General features: G+C 38.1%; 16 protein-coding genes. 9 read left to right on the top strand and 7 right to left on the bottom strand.

Translation table 11 applies throughout. The annotated features are described in order from the left end of the window. Nucleotides 1-9: 9 nt before the first annotated feature. Nucleotides 10-594 (bottom strand): 1,6-anhydro-N-acetylmuramyl-L-alanine amidase AmpD, encoded by a 585-nt coding sequence (gene ampD / locus G8E00_RS00465; RefSeq protein WP_166221268.1) that lies wholly within the window; start codon nucleotides 592-594, stop codon nucleotides 10-12. A gap of 325 nt (nucleotides 595-919) precedes the next feature. On the opposite strand from ampD, the gene nadC reads away from it, so the two are divergent. Then, nucleotides 920-1,768, top strand: a complete 849-nt coding sequence (gene nadC, locus G8E00_RS00460) for a carboxylating nicotinate-nucleotide diphosphorylase (RefSeq protein WP_166221266.1) — start codon at nucleotides 920-922, stop codon at nucleotides 1,766-1,768. 343 nt (nucleotides 1,769-2,111) lie between these two features. Next, on the top strand, nucleotides 2,112-3,881 hold the full coding sequence (locus G8E00_RS00455) for an LTA synthase family protein (protein ID WP_320077574.1): 1,770 nt from the start codon (nucleotides 2,112-2,114) through the stop codon (nucleotides 3,879-3,881). Between the two features lie 50 nt (nucleotides 3,882-3,931). On the opposite strand, the gene G8E00_RS00450 is transcribed toward G8E00_RS00455, so the two are convergent. From G8E00_RS00450 to rph, 3 genes are all read right to left on the bottom strand, one after another. After that, nucleotides 3,932-6,112 carry a phosphocholine-specific phospholipase C gene (locus tag G8E00_RS00450; RefSeq protein WP_166221261.1) on the bottom strand — a complete coding sequence of 727 codons (2,181 nt, stop codon included), beginning with the start codon at nucleotides 6,110-6,112 and terminating at the stop codon, nucleotides 3,932-3,934. A 23-nt stretch (nucleotides 6,113-6,135) separates the two neighbouring features. Next, entirely contained in the window at nucleotides 6,136-6,267 is a 132-nt protein-coding gene (locus tag G8E00_RS16455) for a hypothetical protein (protein WP_264821274.1), read from the bottom strand. Nucleotides 6,268-6,419: 152 nt separating this feature from the next. Further along, nucleotides 6,420-7,136 carry a ribonuclease PH gene (rph, locus tag G8E00_RS00445; RefSeq protein WP_166221259.1) on the bottom strand — a complete coding sequence of 239 codons (717 nt, stop codon included), beginning with the start codon at nucleotides 7,134-7,136 and terminating at the stop codon, nucleotides 6,420-6,422. Nucleotides 7,137-7,575: 439 nt separating this feature from the next. On the opposite strand from rph, the gene G8E00_RS00440 reads away from it, so the two are divergent. The 3 genes from G8E00_RS00440 to G8E00_RS00430 all read left to right on the top strand — a co-directional run bounded on the left by G8E00_RS00440 (nucleotide 7,576) and on the right by G8E00_RS00430 (nucleotide 8,354). Next, entirely contained in the window at nucleotides 7,576-7,791 is a 216-nt protein-coding gene (locus G8E00_RS00440; protein ID WP_166008953.1) for a cold-shock protein, read from the top strand. A 74-nt stretch (nucleotides 7,792-7,865) separates the two neighbouring features. After that, the gene (locus G8E00_RS00435; protein ID WP_166008955.1) at nucleotides 7,866-8,093 is read left to right on the top strand and encodes a hypothetical protein; all 228 of its coding nucleotides are present in this window, start codon (nucleotides 7,866-7,868) and stop codon (nucleotides 8,091-8,093) included. A 63-nt stretch (nucleotides 8,094-8,156) separates the two neighbouring features. Beyond that, entirely contained in the window at nucleotides 8,157-8,354 is a 198-nt protein-coding gene (locus G8E00_RS00430) for a hypothetical protein (protein ID WP_166008957.1), read from the top strand. Nucleotides 8,355-8,547: 193 nt separating this feature from the next. Here G8E00_RS00430 and G8E00_RS00425 read toward each other — a convergent pair whose 3' ends face one another. Continuing rightward, complete coding sequence (locus tag G8E00_RS00425) at nucleotides 8,548-9,690, bottom strand: fatty acid desaturase family protein (protein ID WP_166008959.1); 1,143 nt, start codon at nucleotides 9,688-9,690, stop codon at nucleotides 8,548-8,550. Nucleotides 9,691-9,747: 57 nt separating this feature from the next. After that, nucleotides 9,748-10,779, bottom strand: coding sequence for a flavin reductase family protein (locus G8E00_RS00420; RefSeq protein WP_166221257.1), 1,032 nt, complete (start codon nucleotides 10,777-10,779; stop codon nucleotides 9,748-9,750). A gap of 169 nt (nucleotides 10,780-10,948) precedes the next feature. Between G8E00_RS00420 and G8E00_RS00415 the strand changes: the two genes are divergently transcribed. Next, entirely contained in the window at nucleotides 10,949-11,602 is a 654-nt protein-coding gene (locus G8E00_RS00415) for a TetR family transcriptional regulator (RefSeq protein WP_166008963.1), read from the top strand. Between the two features lie 70 nt (nucleotides 11,603-11,672). Here the strand turns inward: G8E00_RS00415 and G8E00_RS00410 are convergent, their stop codons facing one another. After that, nucleotides 11,673-12,290 carry a thiol:disulfide interchange protein DsbA/DsbL gene (locus tag G8E00_RS00410; protein WP_166221255.1) on the bottom strand — a complete coding sequence of 206 codons (618 nt, stop codon included), beginning with the start codon at nucleotides 12,288-12,290 and terminating at the stop codon, nucleotides 11,673-11,675. A gap of 199 nt (nucleotides 12,291-12,489) precedes the next feature. Here G8E00_RS00410 and ubiG point away from each other — a divergent pair, with 199 nt between their 5' ends. From ubiG to G8E00_RS00395, 3 genes are read left to right on the top strand one after another with little or no spacing between them, the layout of a single operon-like run. Further along, complete coding sequence (ubiG, locus tag G8E00_RS00405; RefSeq protein ID WP_166008967.1) at nucleotides 12,490-13,215, top strand: bifunctional 2-polyprenyl-6-hydroxyphenol methylase/3-demethylubiquinol 3-O-methyltransferase UbiG; 726 nt, start codon at nucleotides 12,490-12,492, stop codon at nucleotides 13,213-13,215. Continuing rightward, a complete protein-coding gene (locus tag G8E00_RS00400) occupies nucleotides 13,212-13,886 on the top strand; it encodes an HAD family hydrolase (protein WP_166008969.1) in 675 nt (224 codons plus the stop codon). Before ubiG ends, G8E00_RS00400 begins: the two co-directional genes overlap by 4 nt. 42 nt (nucleotides 13,887-13,928) lie before the next feature. Beyond that, nucleotides 13,929-14,675, top strand: a complete 747-nt coding sequence (locus G8E00_RS00395; protein WP_166221253.1) for a YciK family oxidoreductase — start codon at nucleotides 13,929-13,931, stop codon at nucleotides 14,673-14,675. The last annotated feature ends 104 nt before the right edge of the window (nucleotides 14,676-14,779 follow it).

Raw genomic sequence — 14,779 nt, 5'->3', positions numbered from 1 at the left:
TGATAAAAGTTATGCTGTTTTTTTATGCTGCTTCGCCTTAGATAATAATTCTCTAAAATGTACCCATTGAAAATGTGGGCCTGGATCGGTTTTGCGTCCCGAAGCAATATCTGAATGCCCTGCAATATGAGGTCCAATTTTTGGATATACGGCTTGCAGGGTTGCGACCACATTGGCAAGCACTTGATATTGAATCTCTTCAAAATCAGTATCATCACTGCCTTCGAGTTCAATACCAATCGAATAATCATTACATTCTTTATGCGCCAAATAACTTGAGCGACCAGCATGCCATGCACGATCATTGAAGTTCACAAATTGGAGCACTTCACCTGTACGCAAGATCAGTAAATGCGCTGAGACTTGCATGCCTTCAATGGTTTGAAAATAAGGATGTGCTGACCAATCCAATTGATTTTGAAAAAATTGTTCAATATAGCCCCCGCCAAATTGAGATGGCGGCAAACTAATATTATGAATCACAACCAATTGAATATCGGTGTGTTCTGGTCGCTGATTAAAATTGGGAGTAGCAATTTGTCGTGCACCTTGTAACTGTCCATCTAGGACTTCAAATGTTGAAGTGTGCGACATGTAAGCTCCTTTAAGATTCAGCATTTTGCTTATTATGGTTTTGTTCGAGTAAATCTACAACTACCAGATCTTCAGCACATCACAAAATATGGAATGATCGCTTTATATTTTGACCTTTCCTCCTCAAATATGAATCAACGTCGTGATGAATAAGTGAATAAAATCGGCGCAAGTAGATTGAAAGAGAAAAGAAAATCATAATGACAGAATCATGTATTTTTGATTTACAAAGCAACTGCTCTCATCGCAAATAAAAATACATTATTTTTGAAGAGGCTAATGTTAAGATAACGCCTAAATTTTAGGTATTAACCGTAGGGAAATGATGAGCATACCCCAATCTTTACTTGAACACGCAATTCAAATCAATATCCAACACGCCTTAAGTGAAGACATTGGTGATGGTGACATTACTGCAATGCTGACACCTGAAGATGAACAAGCGACGGCGACCATTATTACACGTGAAGATATGGTGCTTGCAGGTCAACCTTGGGTCAATGCTCTCATTCAAACTTTTGATGCTTCAGTTGAAGTGGAATGGTTATTCCAAGATGGTGATCGAGTAAAAGCCAATAATGCTTTTTTAAAACTTAAAGGTTCAGCGCGTAGCCTTTTAACGGTGGAACGTCCAGCCTTAAACTTTATTCAAACGCTATCTGCAGTAGCCACCAAAACGGCCGAGTATGTCAAACAACTCGAGGGTCTCAATACTGCGCTTTTAGATACCCGTAAGACACTGCCTGGTCTACGTATTGCTCAAAAATATGCCGTGGCTGTAGGTGGTGGTAAAAACCATCGCTTGGGTTTATTTGATGCATTTTTAATTAAAGAAAATCATATTATGGCTGCAGGTGGCATTGTACAAGCCATTGCTCAGGCACATCAGATTGCGCCCAATAAACCCGTTGAAGTGGAAGTGGAAACTTGGGATGAACTCAACCAAGCCATTGATGCCAAAGCAGATATTGTCATGCTGGACAATTTTAGCCAACAGCAAATGATTGATGCAGTTAATCATGTCGCTGGTCGTTGTAAACTCGAAGCTTCTGGCAATATCACCATTGAAAATTTACGTGAAGTTGCAACTACGGGCGTAGACTATATTTCTATGGGTGTCTTGACCAAAGATGTGAAAGCAATTGATTTATCAATGCGCTTTAACCCTGCTTAATTTTACCTTTTGCTGAAATACAATTTCGAAAATCTGCATGGGCGTACGAGTGAGCATTTACTTATACGTCCCGTAACGATTCATTTTTTCAGTAAAATACATTTACATAAAAAACAATTTTGCTTATTTTTTATACTCCAACACTCACATCCTTTTCATCCCCAACATTGATTAAAAATATGATAGGTCTATAATTATTCACCCCTTCGTGATCTTCTTGGATAAAATGCATACAACCAAACAGCAGGCATTATTCTTTTTTGTCGCGCTTTTATCGATGTTCATTTTTTTTCTCTATCAAGAAAACATAACGAATTTCTTCAAGCTTCCTCATGCTTATATGATGACTCGATTGTATAAGTACGGGTTTGCAGTGCTGGTCAATTATGCATTGATTTCATTGATCTATTTAATGCTCAGAAAAACATGGGTCACGCTATTTTTTAGTCAATTTCTGTTTTTTGCACTCAATTTTATTAATATCAAAAAAGAACAATATTTATCGGCTAGTTTAGTTCCCAGTGATTTTTTACTGGTCAAAGAAACACTCATTGCAGCACCGTGGTTTTTAAAAATAGCAGCTTTAGTTGGTCTCGCGCTTTTTCTGGTTTTTGCGATTTTTATTTACCGTAAAGAAGCCAAAGAGCCTAATACTCTGATTGCATCTAATGCACTCATTACCATCACCTTTTTTGGCTTTTTTGTTGCTGCCAATTTTAGTAATAACTTCCAGAAATATTGTTCAGGAGCAAGTAAATCAGGCACCTGTACCTTAACTCAAGCTTTGCCTAATACGCGGGGAGATTGGATTGGCGACAGTTTAATTATACGAAATAGTGGAATTACTACATTTTTCGTGTCGAAATCTCTGGATAGCATTAATCAGAAAGTGTTTCAGACACAGGTCATTCCTGAAGATCAAATTCAGAAGATTTTATTGCCAAAATCACCAGAATCTGTGGCAAAAGCGGATGTATCGAAGCAATCACAAAAATCGACTGAGCCTGATACATCACAATTGCCGAATATTGTCTTTGTCATGAGCGAAGCACATTGGGATGCATCAAAACTAGATAAAAGTATTCCCAAAAACATCACTCCAACCATTGATAAATACAAGGTTGGTCATATGCTATCGCCAACCTTTGGTGGCGGGACAGCCAATGTCGAGTTTGAAGTGTTAACAGGTTTAAATGTATTTTTAAATCATGATGAATTGGCTTATGTGGCGAAACTGAAACGTCCGACCTATTCGCTCGCAAGTTATATGAATGATCTAGGTTATGACACGACTGCCATGCACAACAATGGTAAGTTTTTCTATAACCGTAATACGGTATATCAAAATTTTGGGTTCAATCGTTTTACTTCGATTGAAAATATGGTCAGTGCCAGCGAGCGAAAGAAATTTACCAATACCGCAGGTTGGGCAACCGATGACTTGCTTTATCAGAACATCGTCGCTCAATTGCAAAAATCAAAAGACCAAGCTCAGTTTATTTATGCCATTACGGTAGAAAATCATTTCAACTATAACGATGACCGTTTCGGTAAAAACAATTTCAATATCACAAAAGACGGTCTGAGTGATCTAAATAAACGTCGTTTAAATACTTATCTTTCTGGTTTGCAGCGTGCCGATCAGCACTTTAAAAAACTCATTGAAGATGCCAAACACATTGAACGTCCAACCATGATCATTTTCTTTGGTGACCATTTGCCAAATCTAGGAGATGTGTTTGATGACTATCATTTCTATGCCAATGCTGAACAAAAGTCGACTAAAAATGATGTGAAGTTTTATCAAACACCACTGGCCGTCTGGAGTAATTTTGATATTGATCGTAAACAGTTTAAGACGAAGGATACGACTGCGCATTTCCTTGCAGTGGATACGCTTAAAGCTGCGAAATTACCCTTATCCCCTTATTATCAGTTCATGTCCGACTTGAGTCAGTGCTACAAAAAAATTCATAAAACAGGTATTGAAACAAATCCAAAATGTGACTCGAAGTCAAATAGCATTCTTGAGTCTTATAAGCAGCTTAATATTGATATCTTAAATGGTAAGAACTTTAGCTATGAACTTTTAAAAGCTAAGCCAATGGCTTAATTCCCATTTGAAAATAAGGAAAAAAAGCAGATCAAAATCTGCTTTGTGTTTTATTTAGATTCGATAAATCCCATGTAGGGATCAGAAATTGAATCTTTTCCTGTTTCTATTCGACCTGCGAAACGTCGTTGATAACTGCGATCACTTTCAATACTGACTGTAAAATCATACCATCCACCAAATTCGTTCATATCCCAGATCAACTCTTTTTCATTGGACAATGTCTCCATGGTCCAAATCTGATTAGGCAAATATGCATTGGCTTTGATATTTAATTTAACTGAACGATTTCCGTCATGCCTTAATTTCAAGTAGAGTTTTCCATCACAATCTTCAACACATACTCGTATTTCAGGTAATGCTTGTTGATCCATTTGATTGAGATTGCCTACAAAACCACGATGAAATCCATTCGGTCCTAGTACCCATAAATCGTATTTCCCCTGTTGCATCTCCCACACATCATCTAATTGTTGACCTGCTTCGATGACATAACGACGTGGGATCGCCTCTAAATTCAATTTGTCATAAACATGGAAAACAGCAGCTTGTGTGCCCGTATTAGAAAATAGTAATTGTACTTGTTGCATGGATGGTTGAACTTTGGCACTTGTATGCAAAATATAAGGTAAGGCACGAGATGGCCTAATACCCTGCTCCTGTACTGGAAATTGACGATTTTCCAGTGGCGAGATTTGTGGCAATAACGATTGAGCTAAACGGATTGTATCTGCTTCTGATTTTGAACGCTGTCCTGCTAATGGATCTAAAGGAAGTTTATTCGGTTTGGCGAAATCAAAAGCAGATATTAAATCACCACACACTGCTCGACGATAAGGGCTAATATTTGGCTCTTCAACTCCGAAGCGCTTTTCTAAAAACTGAATAATTGATGAATGATCAAATACCTGTGAATTGACCCAACCTCCACGGCTCCAAGGAGAAATAATATACATGGGCACACGAATGCCTGGCCCATATACACCAATCCCATTACTGACTTTTGGATCAGTAAAATTTGGTTGTCCTAAAGAAGCTTTTGCATGTGTAGCATATTCATAAGACATATCTTGATCCGACAAAGTCGATTTCCCATATACTTTTCCACTACTGTCTTTTGAAGGTGCACTTGGTGACGGTACATGATCAAAGAAACCATCATTTTCATCAAAATTGACCAATAAAACCGTCTGGCTCCATACGTCTGGATTTGCAGTTAAAGCATTGAGAACTTCTTGAATATACCAAGCGCCTTGAATAGGACTCGACGGTCCTGGATGCTCACTATAGGTTGCAGGTGCAACCAACCAACTCACTTGAGGCAATGTACCTTGGGCAATATCCTCTTTCAATGTACCTAAAAAACCACCATCAGGCATCGTATTGGCAATGCCCTTATATAAGGGTTCTAAAGCATCAATCTTAGGATCATAGGCTGGACTTTCACCACTACTTTTTACTGGTTGACCTGAGCGCTCATTGGCAAGTCGATATTGTTTAAAACCAGCCAAAGGATTGTCAGTAAAATTATCTGGTAGATTTTGGTATACCTTCCACGTGATACCTGCTTGTTGTAATCGTTCTGGATAGGTCGTCCATTCATACCCTTGCGTCGAAGGTCCTATTGCATCTAAATCATTTACGACACTGGCAACTCCTGCTGCTTTAGGACCATTAGAACCTGTCCAAATGAACATTCGATTTGAGTTAGTTCCTGTATGCATTGCACAGTGGTAAGCATCACAGAGCGTAAAAGCATTGGCTAAAGCGAATTGAAATTCAACTTCTTGTTTTTTGTAATATCCCATTGATTGAGGTTGTTTAAATTGCACCCAATTTCCCATTCGTCCATGGTTCCATGCATATTGACCATCCGTCCATGAGTGCGGGGTTCCACTTACACGCTGAGCATTACCTAATGTACTGTCTAAATGATAAGGTAAGACTTTATTTTTCTTCGCATCATACTGTTCCCAAATTTTCCGCCCATCTGATAATGGAATGGTAAAACGATCTCCAAACCCTCGAACACCTTTGAGCGTGCCAAAATAATTGTCAAATGAACGATTTTCTTGGGTCAAAATAACCACATACTTTACATCCTCAATCGTGCCTTTTTCTACTTTGGCATCAATTGCGAGCGCTTTTTGAATGCTGGCTGGGAAGCTAGCCAATGCTGCTGTTCCAAAAAACGTTTTTGTTGTATTGAGTAAAAAATCACGACGGTTCATCTTTAATAAATCCTTTATTTTTATTATGGGGCACAATGAATATTGCATTTAGATGCTGGTGGCTGAGCAGTATTGTTATTTTCACCGTCATCATCATTACATGCCATTAAAAGCAAGCTCGTACTGAGCAATAAAATATGCACAAGTGATCGCATGATTCAGTCCTTATGAGTGTTGCCATTAGTCAAACGAACTCTGATGACAGAAAAATGATGCTTTGATGGCAATTTTATGAAACTGTAGCCAATAAAAAACGCATCCAAAGATGCGTTTTTTCGTTTAAATGCGTTTAATCAAAAAGATTAAATTACCAACCTAAAACTTCTTGTTGTTTCTTCACTAGCTCTTTTATGCCTTTTTCTGCCATTTCTAACATGGCATTCGACTGAGCACGGGTAAATGGTTTTTCTTCAGCAGTACCCTGAATTTCAATAAATTCACCTGCTTGTGTCATCACCACGTTTAAGTCGGTTTGGCAGTTTGAATCTTCTTCATAACAAAGGTCTAAAAGCACTTCGTCATTGAAAATACCGACAGAAATTGCCGCAACTAAACCTTTAAGCGGATCTTGTTTAATTTTTTTAGTTTCAAGCAAAACATTCATTGCATCAATGAGTGCTACAGCTGCACCAGTAATAGATGCTGTACGTGTACCGCCATCAGCTTGGATCACATCACAGTCAATGGTAATGGTGTTTTCACCGAGCTTTTTAAGATCAACCATGGCACGTAAGGTACGACCAATCAGACGTTGAATTTCTTGAGTACGACCACTTTGTTTACCACGTGCTGCTTCACGATCACTGCGTGTATGCGTTGAACGTGGAAGCATGCCGTATTCAGCTGTTACCCAACCTTGTCCTTTACCTTTGAGAAAACGTGGCACCGAGTTGTCGATACTTGCAGTACACAGCACTTTTGTATGACCAAATTCAACCAATACTGAACCTTCCGCATAACGTGTGTAGTTGCGGGTAATTTTGACTTCACGTAATTGATCTAATGCTCGTTGGTCGATACGCATGTTTTGCCCTATCTGGTATAAAAAATATTGCAAATGATTATAGCAGATCCAAGGGATATGGTTTTGTTACAAGTCAGTGTTTTTGAACAATCTGATAGAAATAAAGTTGTACAACCAATGTAACTATACGATGCTATCCATGCTGAATAAAATCCTTAAAATAAAATTCTATACGAAAAAATAGGAATTAAATTTGAGAATATTCACCTTATTATTTATAAATAAATTTAATATATATATAAGAAAACTTGATTATTTTATTTTTTCAGTTACAATCAGGTCAACTAGAAAAAGTTTTGTTTTCTTAAACCCTCTTTAAGTCTCGCAGTTTTAGTCATAATCCTTCGTTTTTTAAATTTTAAGTTTCATTCTTCATTGTTTTTCAAGTTAAAAACAGTCCATTTAGTGGCTGAAATTATTACAATTATTAGGATATATGATGTCAAACTCAAATGTTGTTAAAGGTACTGTAAAGTGGTTCAACGAGACTAAAGGTTTTGGTTTTATTCAACAAGAAGCGGGTCCAGATGTTTTTGCTCATTTTAGCGAAATTTCAAGCTCAGGCTTTAAAACACTGATGGAAGGCCAAATGGTTGAATTCAGTATTGCTCAGGGTCAAAAAGGTCCGAATGCTATCAACATTATTGCTGTATAAGTCACAATAAAAATCTATAGAAAAGCACAATCATGTGCTTTTTTATCATTCAAAATATAGAAATAGGATGTAACTTGTTAAAAACACAAGATTTAATTGCAAAATCAAAAAATGGTACTGAAATTCTCGTTTCTTTGATCCCACTAACTAAAATGCAAAGAACTCGCCAAGGCTTTAAAACGGTAGAGGTAGGGAAAAAGGTGTTACTTGCCTCAGGACTCGAAGTTCAACTAAATTTAGACAATCGTACTTTTTACACTTCTTTAAATCATTTATTTAAATTAAATCAAAAAGTTATTTGATAAAAATGAAATTGCCTAAAAAATGTCAATTCATATGTACTTTTTTACTTTAGGGATATAACCATGCTTACACAAAGTCTTAATGTTAAAGACCAATTTGGAATTAAACACGTCATTCATGCAACAGTGGACGTGAATTTTGCAAACACTCAATCTTGTTCAAATGTAAATCACATCACTGTAGATGGCGAAGATATTCGACCTAGTTTTGAGATGCTTTTTCAAAGCACATTGACAGGTAAGATTTTTAAAATTATCTAGGCTCTGTTGACATTTCATGCTTATGTAATAGCAATAAAACACCCGTCATCAACTGTATATACAATATCGTTATACTTTAAAGTAAAAGAGTCTAGACATTTCTAGACTCTTTTACGCTTATTTAAACAGAAACTTATTGGGATAAGTTTTCATTCACTTCAATAAGAAAACTAAATTAGTTCCACATCCATATTTATGCAAAAATTCCCTTCACTTTTTGCACAGACTGTTCAATACGCGCAGTCCACTTATTTGGCAAAGAGCATTTCGCTAAACGCACCCAAACTGTTCCAAATTGCTTCATAAAACTCGCTTCGTTGTAATGAATACCATATTCCTCACACAAGGCTTTAATTTTCGGGGCAACTTCTGCATAACGATTGGCAGGCATATCTGGAAATAAATGATGCTCAATTTGATGGCTCAAATTACCACTTAGAATATGCAAACCTGTTGTACCGGTAAAATTACTTGAACCTCGAATTTGGCGTAAATACCACTCAGCTCGCGTTTCATTTTCCGTATTGTCCGCTTCAAAAGTTTCTGCATCTTCTGTGAAATGACCATTAAAAATTACTGCAGATGACCACAAATTACGAATAATATTGGCCACTACATTACCCGCAAATACTGGTAAAGCATTTGGACCAGCAATTAAAGGAAAAAATACATAGTCCTTTAACACTTGACGACGGGCTTTTTTACGAAACTTCTCAGCATCTTTCCATACTTGTTTCCAAGTTTTGGTTTTATACACCAGCACATCTTCCAAATGCAGATTTTGTACACCCACATACCATTCAAAAAATACCATCAACTGAATCGCCAATGGGATATTCATCAAGAACCGTGGTTCCCATTTTTGGTCTGGACTGACACGGAGCAAACCATAACCGACATCATGGTCTTTGCCGACGATATTGGTATAAGTATGATGCACATAATTATGGGTATGTTTCCAATCATCTCCCGTTGAAATGGTATCCCAATCGTAGTTTGCACCATTTAAACTTGGGTCATTCAGCCAATCGAATTGACCATGCATGACATTGTGTCCAAGTTCCATATTTTCGACGATTTTAGACAGCCCCAATAAGCCAGTTCCTACAAGCCAAACAGGAGGCAACCAACCACCAAACATCAATAATGCTCGTGAGGAAATTTCACTATAGCGAACAAAATTTCGAATCTTGTAAATATATTTCGCATCCTTTTCACCAAGATCTTCCATCACTTCACGGCGAATTTCTTCGACACGGCGACCAAATGCTTCAATTTGTTCAGGACTTAATGTTTTCGACTTACTGGTTTTGGCAAAATTTACGATCATGTTCATTTTTTATTCTCGACTATTTTAGCGATGTGTATTGGCTGCGAATGATCTGTGTCGGTTTTATAAATTAATCACGACAGGACTGATGGCTTGGCTAATACACAGCTTAATTTGAGTATTGGCATCATGATTGATTTCACCGGTCAGCATGTTTTTGGTTGATCCACTGACTTTGGTACATGTACAGGTATTACATACGCCCATACGACAACCTGATGCAGGTTTTAGACCCGCTTGTTCGGCACTGTCCAATAAGCTCCCATGTGCTTGAAAGGATTGCTGTGCCCGTACAAATTCGACGGGTTGGCTTGCTAAGTTTTCATCCACTATTATTTGAAAATATTCTTGTTTCAAACGTGGCAATAAATCACGTTGTTGGTAAATCTCTTGAATGCTGTTCATCATTGAGACCGAACCACATGCATAAGTCATGTAGCTTTGAAACTCTGGAACAAATCGCTCCAGCAGTGATAAATCAAAATGTCGTTGCGTTTTAACCGTATTGACATGATGGTAGTTTAAATGCGGATATTGCTGTGCTAACTGCTCAAGCTCCACGTGAAACGCATCGTCTCGGGTAAAATAAATCAAATCAATACTTTTAAAATCTTTGAGCAAAGCCGCCCTGAGTAATGAATAAATAGCTGTAATACCACTACCAGAGGCAATCAACAAAATGGATGGATGATCTTGATCTACAGGCTCAAGTGTAAAGTCTCCTTGCGGCTGAGAGATTTCTAGGACTTCTCCCATTTGCATTTGAGATAATGCTTTTGAAACAATACCCTGCACTTTCACTGCAATGGTGATATCACCATTTTCCAAATACTCTAAAATAGAATAGGCTCTTTGCTCATGCACACCTGCAACCAAAACGGTCACTAAAATATTCTGACCTGCTTCAAGCTGATCATGTTTAAAGTTGCTATTTGGTCTAAGTCGAATGTAAAAGAAATCTTCACTCAATGCCTTTACTTCAACAACAGACGCTTTGACTTTCTTCCATGCCCAAGTCGGATTGATTTTTTCAGCAATAAAATCAACAAAATCTTCTCTGATCCATTCAGGTTTGTAACTTGTATAACTGCTCATATCGTTCCTCTTTGTGCTTCATTTTGTTTGAGTGAACATATGTTCTAATAGTGAACAGTTGTACACTATATCTATTTTCAATTTGAGTCAACACCTGTTCACTGATTTTCGTCGTTTAATGTTTAAAATTTTGATAGACTCATTAAGATTATGAAAAATAGGTAGCGCCATGTCTCTTCGAGATGAACGTAAACAACAAAGTCGTCAGGCTTTACTTGATGCTGCGCTCGATTTAAGCACGTCTGGCCGTTCTTTCAGTAGCATTAGCCTGCGTGAAGTTGCAAGAGAAGTAGGATTAGTCCCTACGGCGTTTTATCGTCATTTCCAAGACATGGAAGAATTAGGCAAAGAGTTGGTCGACCAAGTTGCACTTTATTTAAAAGCAGTCCTACATCAATTGGCACAAGGTTTAGCTCAACCTGAAATCAAAGCTGAAAATAGTATTGATTCATTTTTCAATGCCATCGATCAAAACCCAAAACAATGGATGTTTATGATTGCAGAACGTTGGGGTGGATCAGAAATGGTGAGACGCTCCATTGCTCGTGAAATTGATTGCCTAAATATCGACTTTGCAGATGAACTGAAAAAATTGGAAATCGTGCAAAATTTTGAAGAACACAATGATTTAAAAATGCTCTCCAGTATTATCATTAATTTGTGTTTTACTTGGGCAATGTCATGGATCAATTTGGCTCGCCAATACGAAGGCATGGAACTTGAGCTACAAAAACTGGTGCTAAAAAAGCAAACCGTCAATCAAGTTTATTTAATTCTTCGCGGCATTATGCATTGGAAAACTTCTATACATGAGGCCTCATAAGCTGTGATCAACACTAAAATTTAAAACATAAAAAAACCCGCTAAATCAGCGGGTTTTTTACAAGATATTTTTATTTCGCTTTACGTTCTTTTTGAATTAAGTAATCAACCACTTGCGTCACTTTAGCATCTTCACCTTGAACAATATATTTACCATTGACCACAATTGCTGGCACACCCGTTAACTGTAGCTGTGCTGCAAGTTTATTAGATTCGGCAACTTTGGCAGTAATCGGGAAAGAGTTAAATGTGGTGTTAAACTTAGCTTCAGATATACCATACTTCGCAAAGAATTTTGCCTGAGATTTTTGGTCAAAAATTTGCTGATTACCATCATGTATTGCATGGAATAATGGCAAATGTGTTTTGACTCGTACTCCTAGTGCTTCAGCGGTATAATAACCACGAGCACCCTGCTCCCAAACAGGATTCATGGCAGCAGGTGTACGAAGAAAATTCACATCTTTCGGAATCTTCTTCAGCCAAGCCTGCATATGGGGTTCTAATGTAAAGCAGTGCGGACAGCCATACCAGAAGAACTCACGGACTTCAATTTTACCTGGTTTAGACACTTTGATTGGTTTTTCCACCACTGTATAGTCTTTACCTGCAGTAAAATTTGCCGCCATTGTCGTTGCAGAAAATGCCATAACCGCTGCGGCAACACTGCCTAATATCAATTTTTTCATTGAGTTGTTTTTCCTCTAAATCATTTTGTTTAGCTTATGAGTTCACTATAAATCAATTATGAGAAATTCGTTTTCCTTCTGTGAACTTTTTTACACGATTTATCGCTTTTTTTCGAAGAAACGCTACACTAAGAGCGATATACTTTATCTTTAATTTATAACACAGTACATCATCGTACATTTTTCTGAGGTCACTCTAATGTCACAACTCAATGTTGATCCACAAGAAATTGCTAAATTTGAAGCGCTTGCTGCAATATGGTGGGATCAGCACTCTGAGTTCCGACCATTACATCAAATCAATCCTTTACGTTTAAACTGGATTGATGAGCATTCTGGTGGCTTAACAGGCAAAAAGATTCTAGATGTGGGCTGTGGTGGTGGTATTTTAGCTGAAAGCATGGCACGCCGTGGCGCGGAAGTACTCGGCATTGACATGGGTGCAGCACCTTTAAATGTCGCACGTTTACATGCAGAACAAGAAAATGTCACCAATATTGAATATCGCCAAGTTCCTGTTGAACAACTTGCCGAAGAACAAGCAGGTCAGTATGACATCGTGACGTGTATGGAAATGCTTGAACACGTGCCAGATCCTGCATCGATTATTCAAGCTTGCCAAAAATTGGTTAAACCGAACGGTCATGTGTTTTTCTCGACCATTAACCGTAATCCAAAATCATATTTATTTGCGATTATTGGTGCCGAATATGTGCTTCGTTTATTGAAAAAAGGCACACACGATTACCACAAATTTATTAAGCCATCAGAATTGGCACATGATATTCGCAGTGCAGGTTTAAAACTCAAAGACATGACTGGTCTACACTATAACCCACTGACTAAACACTACTGGTTAGCGCCAAATGTCGATGTAAACTATATGGTTTACACTCAAAATGAAACTCCAGAGACTGCTGAATGAAAGCAGTTCTCTTCGACTTAGATGGCACTTTAATCGACACCGCTCAAGATTTTATTCGCATCATTCAAAATATGTGCCGTGAAGAAAATCGTGACGTGGTCGATGCCGCTCTGATTCGCACGCAAGTGTCTGAAGGCGCACGTGCAATGGTCAAATTGGTGTATCCTGAATTGGATGTCAATGACCCTGTGTTTTTGGCTCATCGTCAGCGTTTTTTAGATATTTATGGTGCAAATATTGCTGTAGATACAGATCTGTTTGACGGCATGTATCCATTGCTTGAAGCGCTTGAGTCTCATCAGATTCCTTGGGGAATTGTTACCAATAAACCCCGTTGGCTGAGTGAAGCATTGCTTAAAGCATTGAATCTGACAGAACGTTGTGCTGTTTTGGTTTGCCCTGAAGATGTCAGCAAAACTAAACCTGATCCTGAGCCAATGTACCTTGCCGCTCAACAGATTCATGTCAATGCGAAAGACTGTATTTATGTGGGTGATCACCCACGTGATATCGATGCGGGACGCAATGCCAACATGTATACCATCCTTGCAGCCTATGGTTATTTACCATTAGAACACAAAGATGACTTAACAGCTTGGCATGCAGATTGTATAGTGAATACTGTACAAGAATTACATAAAGTCGTTTCGCAATTGGTGAATATCACTTAAACAATAAATTTTTCACTTTCAAAAATAATGATAGGAGGCGCCATGAATTATTCAGAATATCAACCCCGCCCAGACCTACTGAAAGATAAGATCATTCTTATTACAGGCGCTGGTGATGGTATTGGTCGTGCAGCAGCGATGAGCTATGCCTTACACGGTGCAACCGTGGTACTTCATGGACGCACCATCAATAAACTTGAAGTCATTTATGATGAAATTGAAAGTTTAGGTGCACCGCAACCTGCTATCCTGCCCTTACAACTGTCTACAGCGACTTCTCATGACTATGAATTGTTGTTTGATACCCTTGCACAGCAATTTGGTCGTCTAGATGGTATTTTGCATAATGCAGGTATTTTAGGTGAACGTACTGAACTTGCTCACTATCCTATCGAAGAATGGGATGATGTGATGGCAGTCAACCTTCGTGCACCCTTTGTTTTAACTCAAGAACTTCTACCGTTATTGCAAAAATCTGATAATGCCTCGGTGGTATTTGCAAGCTCTGGTGTAGGTCGTGAAGCACGTGCGAAATGGGGTGCTTATTCGGTGTCTAAAATTGCCATTGAAGCGGTCAGTCAGATTTTTGCCAAAGAAAATGTACATCCCAATATTCGCTTTAACTGTATTAACCCTGGTGCAACCCGTACTGCCATGCGTGCTAAGGCTTATCCTGAAGAAGATCCGAAAACCTTGGCAACTCCTGAACAAATTATGCCTGCATATTTGTATTTGATGGGTGAAGACAGTATTGGTCTGAATGGTCAAAGCATTGATGCACAAGGTTAATCATTTAACCTAATACAAAAAGGAGATCGAAATGATCTCCTTTTTATTGTGCAGTCCTCATCTATAACACCATCTATAATAAATAGAACTTTTCGTAGAATTTT

The organism is Acinetobacter shaoyimingii (assembly GCF_011578045.1).
GTDB lineage: Bacteria > Pseudomonadota > Gammaproteobacteria > Pseudomonadales > Moraxellaceae > Acinetobacter > Acinetobacter shaoyimingii.
Note: the sequence above shows the minus strand (reverse complement) of the source record. Positions and strands in the feature narration are given on the sequence as shown.